Raw genomic sequence first — 17,319 nt, forward strand, 5'->3', positions numbered from 1 at the left:
AATAGTTCGCAATCTATATAACATGATTAAATAGGTATTGATTAAAACAATATTTGTGGGAGAGAACAATTTTTCATGTTCTTGCCAAAATTAAAAAAGGTAGGGTGATGGTTAAATTGTGTTTTAGGCTTGTATGGTTACTGTGTTTGCTATGTTTGCTCCGTTGTAGCTTGATGTTATGATGTATTTTCCTTGTTGCAGGTTTATGTTGAGTTTTGCTATTCCTGATTCGTTTGTTGTTCTTTCGTAGAATACTCCGTTTATGTTGAATGTTATTTTTGCGTTTGCCTGTGGTTTTCCTGTTCCGTCAACTAATTTTGCTGTGAATGGATTTGGTGTGCCGTATTTTTTGGTCAAATCGTTTGCTTTTAGTGTTGGAAGTACTTTGATTTTGTTTGATACTCTGCATCCGTTGTATTCTGCGGTTATTATGTAGTCTTTTGGTTCTAGATTGATGTTGAGTTTTGCTATTCCGGATTCGTTTGTTGTTCTTTCGTAGTATACTCCATTAATGTTGAACGTTACTTTTTCACCGGCTCCTGCTACTTTGCCGTTTGGTTTTATTAGTTTTACTGTGTATTGTGAAGCGTTTCTAAAGTATTTTGTCAGGTCGTTGTTTTCTGTTATTGTTGGAAGTATTGTTATGTTATTTGATGCCTTTTCTCCTGTTTTAGGGTTTGTTGCTGTTAGGATGTATGTTCCTTGTTGGAGGTTTAGGTTTAGTTTTGCTGTTCCTGCTTCGTTCGTTGTTCTTTCGTAGAATACTCCGTTGATGTTGAATGATACTTTGGTGTTTTTCAGTGGGTTTCCTTTGTTGTCGGTGAATTTGGCGTAGTATTGTGTTGCGTTTCTGTATATTTTTACAACATTATTTCCTTCAATAGTTGATTTGATGTGTATGTTGTTTGTTATTTCTTCTTCTTGGTATCTGGATGTTATTGTGTGGTTGCCGCTGTTTAGGTTGATGGCAATGGATGCGATACCTTCTGAATTTGTTAGTCTGTTGTATCTGTTTCCATTTATTGTGAATGTAACGTTGACATTTGTTAATACGTTTCCGTTTTTGTCTGTCAATTTGGCCGTGAATCTGGATCCGTCCTTGTAATACATTTCCAGATCATAGGCTTTCAGGTTGTAGTTTGTTTTGATTGTGATTTTGTTTGTTGTTGAGATGTTTTGGTATGTTGTTTTTATTGTGTATGTTCCGGGTGCCAGGTTGATTATCAGTGATGCTGTTCCCTGGTTATTGGTGGTTCCTGTGTATGTTTCGTTGTTTATGGTAAATGTTACTTTTCTGTTGGTTAGGATTTCTCCTTTTGTGTTTTTGAGTGTTGCTTTGAATGTTGAATTGTCGTGGAAATACATTTCCAAATCATCAGCGGTGAGTACTGGCGGGTAGTCTTTTACAGTGATTTTGTTTGTTGTTGATGCGTTTTTGTATGTTGTTTTTATGGTGTATGTTCCTGCTGGCAGGTTGATTATTACTGAAGCTTCACCATTGGAATTGGTGGTTCTGTTGTAGTCTTTTCCATCTACATTAAATGTGACTATTTTGTCTGATAATATGTCTCCTCTGGTGTTTTTGAGTGTTATTGTGTAGTTTGTTCCGTCTCTGTAATACATTTCGATGTCTTTTCCGGTTATTATTGGAGTGTAGTCTTTTACTGTGATTTTGTTTGTTGTTGATGTGTTTTTGTATGTTGTTTTTATGGTGTATGTTCCTGCTGGCAGGTTAATCGTGATTCTTGCAATACCGTTTCCGTCTGTTATTCTTGCATAGTTTCTATTGTTGATATTGAATGTTATGTCTACATTGGTTATTGGTGTTCCTTTGGTATTTTTCAAGGTGATTGTGTAGTTGGTTCCGTCACGATAATACATTTCAATGTCTTTACCGGTTATTATCGGTTCGTAGTCTTTAACAACGATTTTGTTTGTTGTTGTTGCGTTTTTGTATGTTGCGGTTACTGTGTATGTTCCTTCTGGTAGGTTGATTGTGATTGATGCGATACCTTCTTTGTTGGTTAATCTTTTGTAGTTTTCACCGTTTATTGTAAATGTTACATCTACATTGGTTATTGGTGTTCCTTTGGTATTTTTCAAGGTGATTGTGTAGTTGGTTCCGTCTCTGTAATACATTTCTATGTCTTTACCTGTTATTACCGGTTCATAGTCTTTAACAGTAATCGTATTTGTTGTTGTTGCGTTTTTGTATGTTGCTTTTATGGTGTATGTTCCTTCTGGTAGGTTGATTGTGATTGATGCGATACCATTTTTGTCTGTTGGTCTTGTGTATGTTTCGCCGTTTATTGTGAATGTTACTTCTGCGTTGGTTATTGGTGTTCCTTTTGTGTTTTTTAAGGTGATTGTGTAGTTGCTTCCGTCTCGGTAGTACATTGTGATGTCTTTTCCGGTTATCACTGGAGGATAATCTTTAACGGTAATTGTATTTGTTGTTGATACGTTTTTGTAGGTTGCTTTTATGGTGTATGTTCCTTCGGGTAGGTTGATTGTGATTGATGCTATTCCTTTGTTGTTTGTTGGTCTTGTGTATGTTTCGCCGTTTATTGTGAATGTTATGTCTACGTTGGTTATTGGTGTTCCTTTTGTGTTTTTGAGTGTTACTGTGTAGTTGGTTCCGTCTCGGTAGTACATTGTGATGTCTTTTCCGGTTATCACTGGAGGGTAGTCTTTAACAGTAACCGTATTTGTTGTTGAAACATTTTTGTAGGTTGCTTTTACTTTGTAAACGCCTTCCGGTAAATTGATTGTGATTGATGCGATACCATTGCTGTCTGTTGGTCTTGTGTAGTTTTCACCGTCGATTGTAAATGTTATATCTACATTTGTTATAGGCACTCCTTTTGTGTTTTTTAAGGTGATTGTGTAGTTGGTTCCGTCTCGGTAATACATTTCAATGTCTTTGCCTGTTATCACTGGAGGATAATCTTTGACAATGATTGTGTTTGTTGTTGAAACGTTTTTATATGTTGCAGTTATTGTGTAGGTTCCTGCAGGCAGGTTGATGGTAATTGATGCGATACCATCTTTGTCTGTGAATCTTGTGTAGTTTTCATCGTCGATTGTGAATCTTACCTCTGCATTGGTTATTGGTGTTTCCTTTGTGTTTTTGAGTGTGATTGTGTAGTTGCTTCCGTCTCGGTAATATATTTCTATATCTTCGCCGGTTATTACTGGTGGGTAGTCTTTTACTGTGATTTTATTGGTGATTGATATGTCGATGTAAGTTGCATTGATGTAGTAGATTCCTTCAGCTAAATTAATTAAGAGGGAGGCCACACCATTATTGTTTGTTGTTTTTTGGTATGTGTGATTGTTGATTGTGAATGTGATTATTCTGCCTGCTAATAGGTTGCCGTTTCCATCTTTTAGTGTTACATTGAAAGCGGATCCGTCGCGATAATACATTTCCAGGTCATTTGCCGTTAATGTGTAGTTGTCGTTTTCTCTAACGGATATGGTGTTATTTATGCGTTCCGTTTTGTATGTTGCGGTTATTGTGTAGTTTCCTTGGTTTAGTGTTAGTAATATTCTTGCAATGCCATTTTTATTGGTTTTGTTGGTGTATGTCTGGTCGTTTATTTCAAATGTTATTTCGGCATCTACAATGTTGTTGTTTCTTCCGTCAGTCAGTTTGACGTAGTACTGGAATCTTTCCTCGTCGTATACTTCCAGGTCTCCAACGCTTGTCATGTTAATGTTTTTAAGTACGGTGAATGTGTTGTTTGCGGTTTTTTCTTCAAACTGGCTTGTTATTGTGTAGTTTCCGATAGGCAAGGTCAATGTCAGTGATGCAGTTCCGTTATTGTCCGTTGTTTTTATGTAGTTTTTATTGTTTATTGTAATTGTAATGTTTCTGTTTGCTATTCCGTAGCCTTTTTCGTCTGTTAATGTTACATATATTGTTCCTTCTTCTCCGTCATATGTTAATACGTCATATCCTGTTAAATTCATTAGTTTTCCATATTCGTATGTTGTATTGTATGTTGTGTAATTAAAATAGTCATCTCCTTCATAATATATGAATATGCTGTTGTTTACTTTATTGTAGTTTGGTGTAAACGTTGCCTTGCCGTCTGTTAGGTTCAGCTTTTGCAGTTGGTCGTTAACGTATAGATTAACAATTCCTGTTGCATTGGTTGGGATTACTTCAACTATTATTTTTTCATCTGTAAGTGTTACATTCAGGTTTGTCTGATATTTGTTTACATGCAAGACAGCAGTTGCAGTTGCGTTTGCATATTTTTTATCTCCTGGGAAGAAAATTGTGATATTGTATGTTCCTCCGGTTAAATTGTCTAATCTGATTGTGTTATTTCCTCCTGTCAGATATATTGCTTCTGTTTTATTGTTTATTGTCAGGTTTGCATCTCCTGCCACTTCGCCTTCAGGGGTTAATGTAACATTCAGGTATGCGGTTTCACCTGCCATGATGTCTGTTGTGTTGATTGTAAGATTTGTTTCGTATTTTTTAACAATGAAAATTATAGATGCACTGCTTGATTCGTAATATTTATTATTCCATAATTCCACGGTTATATTGTATCTTCCTGCAGCAAAATTCTTTAATGGGATTTTTGTACCGTCACGTACATAAATGGTCTTTTTGTTGATGAGAGTATTATTGTTTTCATCTCTAATGTACATGTATGCTTGTGTACTTATTTCTTTTGGATTTAAGGAGACAATGAGTTGTCCGTTTTGGCCGTAGTAAACTTCATTAACATTTAATGACATGTTTGAAGGTTTTTTATGTACGGTGTAATTTTGATGGAAAAATGCTTTGAAGTAATCATCATCACCTTCATATCTGATTATTAAATCATATGTTCCGGGAAGCATATTTGGGATTTTTAAATTGGCTTTTGTGTTTCTGATTTTGGTGGTGTGTTCCTTGTTATTGATGATTAATGTGATGTTGCCTGTAGGCTGATGGGTGTAGTTTCCGGTAATTGTCATGTTGAATTCGGCTGTTTCACCGTAGTAGATTTCATTGTATTCGACTGTTAGTTCTGATTCTTCTTTTCCTATATCAATTTGTACTGTCTGATTCCATTCGCCATAATATGCGGTTACATAATATGTGCCTTTATTTTGGGTGTTGTTTATGTTGATTGAAAGTTTTCCGTCAATCAATGGTTTTGTAATGTTGGTTCCATTGATGTTTAGTGTAATGTTCATTTCAGGAAGTTTTGAATAGTCTGTATGGAATTTGCCGGTGTTTAGTTTCAAGTAAACGTTTAATGTAGTATTTTCATTGAGGTCTAAAGGAACATATTCCGGTTCCATACTCAATACGAAGAATTTGTTAACTTCAAAGTTGGTGTGGTTTTTGTTTGGGTCTTTGTTGTAATCAAAGTAGTTGTAGTTCATGTAGAATTCTCCGTCATCGGAATTCATGGCATAGACAAATGTGCTTCTTGTGTCCTGATTTTTAATTGTATTTATGAATATATTATATTGTGCATCTATTTTTCCGGTGTTGAGTATATTGTATGTTCCTATAGCATTTCCAAGGGATATGTGTGTGTTGTTATCGAAAATACATCTTTCTATATTCATATTTCCTTGGTTGATGACAACTCCGTAAAACGGTATTTGTGCTGAAGATGATTTAAATCTTATGTTTTTGATTATTGAATTTGTTAATGTGAGTTTGGCATCCTCTTCGTTGTATATTGATCCTCCATTGGTATTAAATGGACTATTGTCTGTTGATTTTTCAACGATTGTATTGTTGATAAGCATATTGCCGTAGTTTGCAATTGTCTGGCCTATTAAACCTTCACAAGAAGTAAAGTAACTTCCATCGATTGCAGCGTCACCTAAGTTGTATATTGCTCCTCCCATTCCGGTGCCTCCATCGGATCCTCCTTTTATTCTTTCAAAAATTGAATTGTTAATATTTAATATATTTCTATTGGTTATTGCACCGCCGTCTTTGCCGGCATATGTGTTGATAAATGATGAATTATTGATTGTTGCTATTCCTTCATTTTCAATCACTCCGGAATAAGTTGCTTTCATATTTTTGAATGTTGTTTCATCAATGGATAATGTTCCGGTATTGTAGATTCCTCCGGCTTTATTTAAAAATGATGTGGCTCTTGGAACATAAAAACCGGCTATTCTGTAATATGGTTTGGTTACCAGATACCAGAGATAATTAATTTCGCCGGACATATAGTAGATTGATTTATCTCCAATCCAGGTCATATTTTCAAAGTGAGTTTTGCTGATGTTCAGTTCATTTGTATTGGTTATCGGTCCGATTACAGTTTCGGGATTGAAAGTTTCTTCAAAACTTGATTTTAAAACAAATTTGTCTGTCAACATTTTATTAATAGGTTTTATTTTAATGATATTTGCAGTTAACATGACATTTGTGATGTTAGTATTGTTTATAATGCTTGTTCCGTTATTGTTTAAAAGTTTATAGTTTATTTTGTCAAATGTGGTGTTGTCTATTTTTAAAGTTGCACTGTCTAAATTGTAGATTAGATATATCTGGTTTAATGACTGGTTATTTAATTCAATCATATCTGCGGATGTAATATTTTTAAAAGTAGAATTTATTATTTCAATATTTTTATGATTATATATTAGATTTTCATGGTTTAAATCAGTCATGAACTCTGCTACTTTGGTGATTCCATCAATATTGTGGAATTTTGTGTTTATAATTTTTAAGTTACCATTGTTGTTAATTATTCTACCGCGTGTATCTGTAAATGTACAATTTTCTATAATACAATTGTTGTTAATGTTTAAAATATAATCTGCTGCATTAATGAATGTAATATTGACTAATTTCACTTTTGAGTTAATGTTAAATATTTCTGAGTTTTTAAATCCGTCAATTGTTACATTGTTTCCAATAATTGTTATATCCTTGTTTATGTCTAGTTTTTTATCTGCAAAAAGTATAATATTATTAATATTGATTGTTGAATTGTCCTCAGCCAATTCAAGTGCTTTACTTAAAGAATCGATGGAATTGTTCCAAGTGGAATTTGAAGTGTAAACTTCATTTTTGTTGTGGATTATAATATTGTCTTCTCTTAAATTTACAAGTTGCAGGTTTTCCTGATATTGGAAAATCAAATAATTTGATTCAAAACCGCATAAACGTAATTTTAAATTTGTTGTGTAATCTTTTAACGTGTAATTGAATAATGCGGAGAATTTATATGGTGTTTTTTGATCATGCGGACAATCAGTATTTGATATGCTGCTTGATGGAATAATTCCGATTATCTGATTATCCTCTTTTATTGCTAACGGATATTTTTCAAATGTAAACTTGGAACTATAAACTATTCCATCAAATGTAACATTAATTACTGCATTTCCATTTTGCACTTGAGTTACATTGATTTCAAATTGTGAGATTCTAAGTGCAGGCTCCCCATAAAAAAAAGTCCCATATTCGTCAGGGTCATAATCATTAGGATCTCCATCATAATAATTATTGTCTGTTAATGGTTCATCTTCATCTATTTGGGTACTTAATGTATCATTTGCTGTTGTCATTCCCAATTCGTCATTGGTCGTGTTATCTGCTGCTGATATGGCAGGCATCATTAGAACCAATATTAAAATTAGAATGTAATATATTATTCTGCTTTTTTCCTTCATAACATCAACTTTTATTGATTTTTGATAAAATTATCTAAATAAATAATCTCTTATTAATATTAAATTATATTTTAACATTTATATAATTAATGTATATTTTGTTATATGATTTGGTTTGATGGTAGTTTTTAGTATGTTTTAGGCCTGTACGGCACTGTGTTACTATGTTTGATTGATTGTAGCTTGATGAGGAAGCATTTTCCTATTTGTAGGTTTATGTTTAGTTTTTGCTGTTCCTGATTTGTTGGATGTTCTTGTGTAGTGGAGTCCTTGATGTTGAATGTTACTTCAGTGTTTTTCGTGAGATTTTCACTTGCTGTCAATGAATTTGCCATTAGTATTGTGTGACGTTTCTGTAGACTTTTATCATTGATTTGTATGTTGTTTGTTAATTGTTCTGTTTATGAAAAAGGTGGTGCCGTTTAGACAAGTCAGATTTGGAAATTGACTGTGTTGTTCATTTGAGGGACGTGAGACATACATTAATCTAGAATGTAAACTTGGAAGTGAAAGAAATAGAGGAAGGTGCCAAAAACCTATTTAAATTAATAGTTTAATTGAAAAGAATGAAAAGTTAGATTATTCGACATTTCTTGCAGTGCTCACCGGTGGAAAATATGCATACACTCGCCCAGATGGTGTTAAGGCCATTCCAATTGGTTGTTTAAGATAGATACTGAATATATTCCCTTTTGACTATCTTGGTTTATTATATACTGCTGATTGCATGTAAGAAATGTATGTTTACTTTACCAATAGTTTGATGGGGTCGGCTTGATGATTGCTGATTGAATTATGTGTAATGCTTGTTTAGTGTTAGTATCATCAGTTTTACCCCATGTTGTAAGAGGGGACGGGATTTCGTTGGTAAAAAAAATAAGATGTTGTTGAGATAATTAATCTCAACTTAAAACAGTTACTGTGTTTGCTATTTTTGCTCCGTTGTAGCTTGATGTTATGATGTATTTTCCTTTTTGCAGGTTTATGTTTAGTTTTGCTATTCCTGTTTCGTTTGTTGTTCTTGTGTAGAATACTCCGTTGATGTTGAATGTTATTTTTGCGTTTGCCTGTGGTTTTCCTGTTCCGTCGACTAATTTTGCTGTGAATGTATTTGGTGTGCCGTATTTTTTGGTTAGGTCGTTTGCTTTAAAGGAAAAAAATATGAAATTAAAAATTAGGTTGACGGCATTGATACTTTTTTGTAAAATACTTTCATTATCGTATATTTCAATGTCGTCATGGTTATCTATATAAGTTTCAGAATTTATCCTTGTACTGTTTTCATCTACTGCATTAACTGCAGATAATGAAATCAATAATAAAACAAAACTAATAATTAATATTTTTATTCATTTTCATTTTTCCTATCTTATTTTTAAATATTATTAAAATTTAATAAGTGTATTATTTATAAATTATATATTATTTTTTTTCAAGTATATTTATATATTTCATATTACATAATATAATAATGTATTAATAAAATATTATTTATTTTTTTTAAATATTTATTGATACAAAAAATATTTTGTTTAAGTATATTGGTAAATGGGAGAATATTAAAATGAAATCAAATTTTGTTTTTATATTGGCATTATTTATGGTTTTATTGTGCTGTTTTAGTACAGTAAGCGCATCAGAAAATGTTGATGATATTATTGCAGTTTCTGGTGATGTTGCTGTGGATGATGTAATCTCTGAAGTAGATTCTGGGGATGAATCTATTTCTGTTAATGCTGAAGAACAAGTGATTGGTGTGGATAATACTTCTGCATTGATTGCTCAAGAAAATAATGATAGTGAATTAGCAAGTAGTGTGGATTTTGATTCTGCATTGATTGCTCAAGAAAATAATGAACCTCTTTTAGGTTTAAGTACAGATGATGTTTTAGGTGATCGTAATTCTCCTGCACAGTGGGGTCAGGATGGAGCAGATGCTCAAAATACTGCTCAATCTCCATATGATGGTATTGTTTACTTTGCTACAGACAAAACTATTTATGGTACTCCAGAAGATACTACTATCACAGGATTCACAGGTTTAAAAGAAGCTATCGATGCTAATGATGTTGTTAATTTATTTAATAATGTTAATCTGGAAGATGGTGAATCTTCAACATTCAAAAATGGTATTGAAATCAATAAGAATGTTACTATAAATGGTAATAATTATATTGTTAACGGTACTGATTTGGTAAGAATATTCAATATCAAAAACAGTGCTAATGTTGTTTTAAAAGATTTGGTTATTGCTGGCGGTTATGTAGTTAATAATCATGGTGCTGGTGTTTATGTAGATACTGGTAGTTTGACTGTTGAAAATTGTACTTTTATTGATAATGCTGCAATGAATACTGATACTTGGGGAGGAAGTGCAAATGGTGGTGCGATTTATGCTAAAGAAAGAACTGCTGTAAATATTAAAGATTCCTTATTTGAAAGTAATATGGTCACTACTGATCGTTCAGCTATGATACAGTATTTTGCATCTACTCAATATGGTGGTGCTATCTATTGTAATGATTATGTAACTTTGACTGTTACTAATTCTTCTTTCAAAGATAATAAGGCTGATCGTAGTTCTTATAGTTATAGAAATATGTATGGTGGTGCTATTTTCTCTACTGGTGCTAATTCATTAAATACTATTGCTAATTGTACTTTTATAAATAATACTGCAAATGATGGTGTCGGTGCTGTTCATACACGTGTAGCTAATATTACTGGCTGTGTCTTTGATGATAATTATGGTACTAATGATTATCCTGCAGTTTATTATGAAGGTAATGGTAAAGGTAGTGTTTCATATAATGTATTTTTAGATAATACTACTCAAATTAGGGTAAGGAATAATGTTGCTAATGTTGTGGAAGAGTATAACTGGTGGGCTACTAATGAACCTGGTCAATTAGTGCGTATTGAAAATACTAATCAGGTTCCTAATAAGTTTATCATGATGGATGTGACTAATAAAGGTAAGACTGTGAAAGCAGGATTTATGAAGGATTCCAATCGTAAGGACATTCCTAATGTTGAATTATTGCCTGTAAGGGATGCTGTTTTCGTTGGTGATGTTGATAATCTTAATGCTCGAACTACTGGTGGTTTAGCTACTGTTAATTATGTTCAGAGTATCTCTGAAGAAAGCATAATTAATGTTACTATTGATGGTTATACTATAACATATGCTTTAGGAGAAGGTAATATTACTGGTAGTGATGTTATTTCTGTAGAAAGTACTAATGTGGGTAGTAATGGTACAATTACTATTCAATTCACTGGTGATAATGGTCCTGTTGATGGTACGGTGTCTGTTTTATTAAATGATACTGAATACACTGCAAATGTTGTTGATAGCGTAGCTGTTTTTGAAGGTGGTGATGATTTAGATGCAGGTATCTATGATATTTACTATGAATATCTTGGAGGCTCTAAATATGTTGCTACTTTAGAAAAAATCAAAGATGATTCTAAATTTGAAGTTAAAAAGGTTGATGTTGAAATTTTGTTTGTTAATGTACATAATGTGATTACAGTTAATGTTTCACAGGTAAATACTCCAACAGGTACTGTAAATGTAACTGTAGGTGAGATAAGTAAAAATTTATCATTGGAAAATGGTGTTGCTAGTTATAATTTCGGTTCTGACATAACTGAAATTGGAATTTATGATTTAAAAATTATTTATAGTGGTGATTCAAATCATAATAATGCGACTTTAGAAGATACATTTGAAATCACTAAGTCTCCAGTTAATGTCACATTTGAAAATGTTCCTGAGGAAATTACTACTAATATTGGTGAGTATCCAAGATTTGAATTTAATATTACTTGTAATAATGAATCTATAACAACAGGATCCATTTCTTTCGATGTCGGTGAAAGTGGACTTTATACTGAAGGAAGATATAGAAATGGTGCTTGGTATGCTAGATTCCAAACTTGGAATGCAAATCCGGGTGAATTTGAAATAACTTTAAAATATGATGGTGATGGTTATTATCTTCCATACAACACTACTTTTAATATGATTATCCGTCCTACTGTTGTTGCTAAGGCGGTATCAAATGATGATAAAGTCATTGTTGATGTTGTTATTTCTGATGATGAATATTATGATTATAATAGTTTTAATGATTATAGTCCAATTTCTGATGCAGGAGGTAGTTTTAGAGTAATGAATAATAATGAGACTTTAGCTGAAGGTACTATTGAAGGAGGTATTGGTTCTGTAACCTTTAATAATTTGGAACCTGGTAAATATGAGCTTCTCATTGTTTATCTTGGTGATGATAAATATCCTGGTAATAATGGAACGACTAAAATTGTTATTCCTAAAACTTCTCAATGGGGAGTTACCGGTCATGATTACAAAAATTCAGGTAAAAGCAATTATACCAGAAGTGATAATGTTGCAATAATTTGGGCTAATGATGAAATTATTAATTTCACTAAATATTCATTAAGAGATGATTTTGGTAAGTTCTTGCCTAGTTATTCTGTTGTAATTGATTCTGATGGTATTATTTATATTGCTGATGCTGCAAGTGGTTATGCATTATATGAAAATGGTACTGTTATTCATAAAATGGGTGGTGGACTTACTGGTGGTTTAACTTTAATGTATGATTATATTGTTTTAGATCCTGTAACTACGAATACTATGCGTATTTATGACAGTCACACTCTTGAAAATCTCCGTGGTGAAGTTGGTTGGTCTACTTCTTCCAGATTCCCTAATGTTGTGGGTCCTGATGGAAGGGCTTTCATTACTTCTACTTATGGGGACAATATGAATAGTGGTAACTGGATTGTTGTTTTAAATTATGATACAGAAAATAATAATGTCTATGTTGATTGGGATCCGCAGAATTCTGCTTATTATCAAGATTCCATTACTGGTGATGCACATAATAGTGGTTATTCATTGACTAAAGTCATTAATACTCCAGTATTTACTGATGATGGAGTAATGTGGGTTTCAACTGCAGGTAGTTTCGGTGCTGCTGATACTGCTAATAATGGAGCAGTCGTATTCTCCACTTATGTCGGTGTAAGCGGAAGGCCTGTTGTTGATGAAGCAAATATTGTTTACTACTTGGGTGTTGACAATACACTTTATGCTCTAACTTTGGATGGTTATGTATGGAATACTACTGTGAGCGGTAATGTTGGTACTACTTTGGCTGTTGGTGAAGATTACTTGTATGCTGTTAATGCAAACGGTACTTTATATAAATATGCTAAAGATGATGGTGCTGAAAGTATAGTTGCTGATTTAGGCAGTGCAGGTCAATCCATTATTCTTGATGCTAATGATAATGTTTATATTTCAACTGCTAATGGTGATGTTTTCGCATTTGATAGTGAAGACAATGAATTATGGACTATTAACTTAGGCTCAGCAATCCTTGGTCAATTGGCTATGAATGAAAAAGGTATAATCTATGCATTCACTGCTGATACTTTATATGCTATTGGTTTCAGAAATGAAACTGATTTGATTTTTGAAGTGGATGAAAATTTCACTACTTTAGATAATATTACTTTCACTGCTAATATTAACTCTACTATAGTGGATGAAAATATTATATTTACTGTCATGGGTATTGATAATGATTATAAAAATTCATACAATGCTACTATTGACGGTGGTGTAGCTACCTGGGATATCGGTAATTTGCCTAGTGGTAATTATACTGTTACTGCAAGTTATGCTGGAAATACTTATTATACTGAAGCAAGCATTTCACAGGATTTCAAAGTATCTAAAGTTACTCCTGAGTTAAGTGTTAATATCAACAATGCTACAGTATTTGAAAATGCTACTATTACAGTTACATCCTCCAATTGTGAGGGTAATGTTACTGTTAAAGTGGGTGACGATTACACTTATGAAAATGTGGTTATCGGTGAAGAGTTTACTTTGCCTTTATTGCCGATTGGAATATATGATGTTACTGTGACTTATGTGGCTGATGACATATATGCTGAAGCGGTTAATGATACTGAACAATTGGAAATTAGTAAAGTTGATGCTGTAATCATTCCTGATGTTGATGCTGGTTTTACAGATGCTACTGTTACTTTAACTTTCCCTGATGGTGCTGAAGGTACTGTCTACTTGGATGTTGAAGGTATCGGTTATTATGCTGTAATCGAAAATGATGTTGCTGTAATTAATGTCGTTGGTTTGGAAGCTGGTGAAGAATACCCTGCTAGCGTATTTTATACTGGTGATGATAATTATAACAATCAGACATTTGATCTTACGATTAAAACAGAGGACTTATTGGATGCTGAACTTGAATTGACAGTTGATGATACAATCATCAGTGTTTCCATTGATGATGGTGCAACAGGTATGATTATTTTAACTGTTGGTGATATCAGTTTCGTTTATGATGCACAGGAAGTCATTGTTTTAGATGCCAGTGCCTACCTCGGCAACGGTACTTATGATGTCAGTGCAATATATGAAGGTGACGGTATTTATTCAGCTGATGCTGATGAAAATAAGGTAACAATTCCTGAAAAAACATTAGAAGATCCTGAATTGGATGTTAGTGTTGACGGTACTGATGTTACTGTTTCATTGAATGAAAACGCTACAGGTTATGTTGTTGTCAGTGCTGATGGTAAGGATTTATTCTTTGAGTATGATGGCGAACCTGTTGTTGTTGATTTCAGTGATTTAGAGCCTGGTAACTATACTGTTGAGGTTACTTATTCCGGTGATGATGTTTTCGCTTCAGATAATGCTTCTGCTAAATTGTCTGTTCCTGAAGTTGAACTTTTAGACTCTGAACTTAAAGTGGATATTCAAAACACTACTGTAACTGTTTCAATTAATGAAAATGCTACCGGTGATGTTATCATTACTGTCGGCGACATTTCATTCATTCAGGATGCTGATGAATTGGCTCCTATTGATGTAAGTGAATATTTAACTAACGGAACTTATCCTGTAACTGTTAAATACGTCGGTGATGATGTATTCGCTGAAAAAGTATTGATTGGCGGTAAGGTAACTGTTCCTGAAGATCCTGTTGTTGAGCCTAAGGACCCTAACTTGAAAGCAACTGCTCTTAACAGTACTGTTACTGTAACTGTTGATAAGGATGCTACCGGTAATGTTTTGGTTGATGTTGATGGTCAAGGTTATTATGCAGAAATCAAAAACGGTAAGGCTGTCATTGATGTCATCGGTTTGGATGCCGGTACATACAAAGCAAGCGTAATTTATCTTGGTGACGATGTATTTGCATCAGCTAACACTACTGTAAGCGTTACTGTTCCTGAAGATCCTGTTGTTGAGCCTAAGGACCCTAACTTGAAAGCAACTGCTGTTAACAGTACTATTACTGTAACTGTTGATAAGGATGCTACCGGTGATATTTTGGTTGATGTTGATGGTCAAGGTTATTATGCAGAAATCAAAAACGGTAAGGCTGTCATTGATGTCATCGGTTTGGATGCCGGTACATACAAAGCAAGCGTAATTTATCTTGGTGATGATGTATTTGCATCAGCTAACACTACTGTAAGCGTTACTGTTCCTGAAGATCCTGTTGTTGAGCCTAAGGACCCTAACTTGAAAGCTACTGCTCTTAACAGTACTGTTACTGTTACTGTTGATAAGGATGCTACCGGCAATGTTTTGGTTGACGTTGGCGGTCAAGGTTATTATGCAGAAATCGAGGACGGTAAGGCTGTCATTGATGTCATCGGTTTGGATGAAGGTAAATATGATGCTCTTGTAACTTATCTTGGTGATGACACATTTAAAGCTGCTAACGCTGCTGTAAGCATAACTGTGCCTAAGAAAGAAGATCCTCAGCCTGAGCCTGTTGATCCTAAAGCTGACATTAAAGTAAGTAATGAAACTGTCAGTGTTGATTTACCTAAGGATGCTACAGGTTATCTTTTAGTTGATGTTGATGGTCAAGGATACTATGTTCCTGTTAAAGATGGTAAAGCAACTTTAGACTTACCTGAATTGGCTCCTGGAAACCATACCATAACTGTTACATACACTGGTGATAAAAAGTACGATTCAGCAAACGCAACACAAACTATTACTGTTGAAGAGGACATTCATACTGTTGTTGCTGAAAACTTGACTAAAGTTGAAAAGGCACCTGACAGGTTTGAAGCGCTGTTCACTGATGCAAAAGGCAACCCATTGGCTAACACTGATGTAACCTTTGAAATCAACGGACAAAAATACACCAGAACAACTGATGCTAACGGTAAAGCTGGAATGGCTATCAACTTGGTAGCAGGTAATTACACAATTGTTACAAGCAACCCTGTAACCGGACAAAGCGTAACAAACACTATTACTGTATTGCCAAGACTTGAAGGCAGTGACTTGACCAAATACTTCAGAAATGCTTCACAATATCGTGTAAAAGTCTATGATGATAATGGCAATCCTGTTAAAGCTGGTGAAATCGTAACATTCAACATTAACGGTGTGTTCTACAACCGTACAACTGGAAACGACGGTTTTGTCCAATTATCCATTAACTTAAATCCTGGGGATTATATTATCACTGCACAATACAAGGGATGTCAAATAGCAAATAACATCAAGGTCTTACCTATTTTATCTGCTAAGGATTTAACCAAAAAATACGGTGTACCTGGAGCATTTGAAACCAAACTGGTTGACGGTCAGGGTAAAGCATACGCAAATCAAGCTATAACATTCAACATTAACGGTGTGTTATATACTAGAAATACTAACAGTGATGGTATTGCAAAATTAAACATTAACTTAATGCCTGGTCAGTACATTATTACATCTGTATATGGTAATGCAGCAATTTCAAATACTGTAACTGTAACGGCTTAAAATGGGAAGTTTTAATTAACTTCTCACTTTTTCTTTTTTTCATTAGATAACATAATTTAAATTTGCTATTTTTCAACTATCAATTAATTATTATAAAATTAGCATTATTAATTTTAATAGATGCATTAGCAAGCATCAATTTTTTTAATCAAATATTCAATTAAAATTAGTGATTTTTTTTCGCATTATCTCAGTCATTTTTTTCAATGATGGTGGTATAAAATAAAAGAGTGGGATAATTAGCTATATGTGGAAAATATAGCTAATTGAATACATCTTTAAATTTGTCTTTTAAGCCTTTTTCAACGTGTTTAATTTCTTCTCTGCTGATTTCGGCAAATTGATTTAATAATTTCTTTTGTTTGGTGTTTAATTTTTTAGGAACAACAATAGGCAACTGGTTCCAGTTATTGTTTAATATTTTAAAAATGAGGTGTAATATTTGTTATAGCGGATATCTTCCATTTTGTTCATATTTTGTTTTTAACCAAGTTTTAAGCATTTTGTCTGAAATTATGTATTTTTTATTGAAATCATATACAATTATTCCTTTATTTGACAATGAATCGAGATATTTTGAAATTGTTGGTTTAGAATAATTTAATTCATTAAGTAATAATGTCCAGTTTGCTCCATCATTTTCAATAAGAGTAAGTATTATTTCACGTTCTTGAATACTCAATCTTCCCCACACATAAATCCACATTATTGCAAACTGATCAATATTTAGTTTTATATTTTCTAAAATAATATTTTCATCACAAATTTGATTTCCTGGCAGTATTGAGCATAATGAGTTG

At 33.3% G+C, this 17,319-nt stretch carries 6 protein-coding genes and 1 pseudogene; 2 read left to right on the plus strand and 5 right to left on the minus strand.

Features of this window, described 5'->3' with window-relative positions; all coding sequences use genetic code 11:
* Nucleotides 1–123: 123 nt before the first annotated feature.
* Together ACKI3Q_RS05060 and ACKI3Q_RS05065 are read right to left on the minus strand one after the other, a co-directional pair.
* Nucleotides 124–7,659 (minus strand): hypothetical protein, encoded by a 7,536-nt coding sequence (locus tag ACKI3Q_RS05060; protein WP_407414897.1) that lies wholly within the window; start codon nucleotides 7,657–7,659, stop codon nucleotides 124–126.
* 128 nt (nucleotides 7,660–7,787) lie between these two features.
* A complete protein-coding gene (locus tag ACKI3Q_RS05065) occupies nucleotides 7,788–7,994 on the minus strand; it encodes a hypothetical protein (RefSeq protein ID WP_407414899.1) in 207 nt (68 codons plus the stop codon).
* Nucleotides 7,995–8,084: 90 nt separating this feature from the next.
* On the opposite strand from ACKI3Q_RS05065, the pseudogene ACKI3Q_RS05070 reads away from it, so the two are divergent.
* A pseudogene (locus ACKI3Q_RS05070) lies at nucleotides 8,085–8,332 on the plus strand (AAA family ATPase); the annotation flags it as partial.
* A 229-nt stretch (nucleotides 8,333–8,561) separates the two neighbouring features.
* Here the strand turns inward: ACKI3Q_RS05070 and ACKI3Q_RS05075 are convergent.
* Complete coding sequence (locus ACKI3Q_RS05075) at nucleotides 8,562–8,975, minus strand: Ig-like domain-containing protein (protein WP_407414901.1); 414 nt, start codon at nucleotides 8,973–8,975, stop codon at nucleotides 8,562–8,564.
* Between the two features lie 248 nt (nucleotides 8,976–9,223).
* Here ACKI3Q_RS05075 and ACKI3Q_RS05080 point away from each other — a divergent pair, with 248 nt between their 5' ends.
* Entirely contained in the window at nucleotides 9,224–16,519 is a 7,296-nt protein-coding gene (locus ACKI3Q_RS05080) for an Ig-like domain repeat protein (protein WP_407414902.1), read from the plus strand.
* A gap of 262 nt (nucleotides 16,520–16,781) precedes the next feature.
* On the opposite strand, the gene ACKI3Q_RS05085 is transcribed toward ACKI3Q_RS05080, so the two are convergent.
* Nucleotides 16,782–16,916 (minus strand): hypothetical protein, encoded by a 135-nt coding sequence (locus tag ACKI3Q_RS05085; RefSeq protein WP_407414904.1) that lies wholly within the window; start codon nucleotides 16,914–16,916, stop codon nucleotides 16,782–16,784.
* Nucleotides 16,917–16,964: 48 nt separating this feature from the next.
* Nucleotides 16,965–17,319 (minus strand): winged helix-turn-helix transcriptional regulator (locus ACKI3Q_RS05090; protein ID WP_407414905.1); only part of this gene is annotated, 355 nt, incomplete at its 5' end.

The sequence above is a fragment of the Methanobrevibacter sp. genome, from assembly GCF_045636185.1.
Taxonomy (GTDB): Archaea; Methanobacteriota; Methanobacteria; order Methanobacteriales; family Methanobacteriaceae; genus Methanocatella.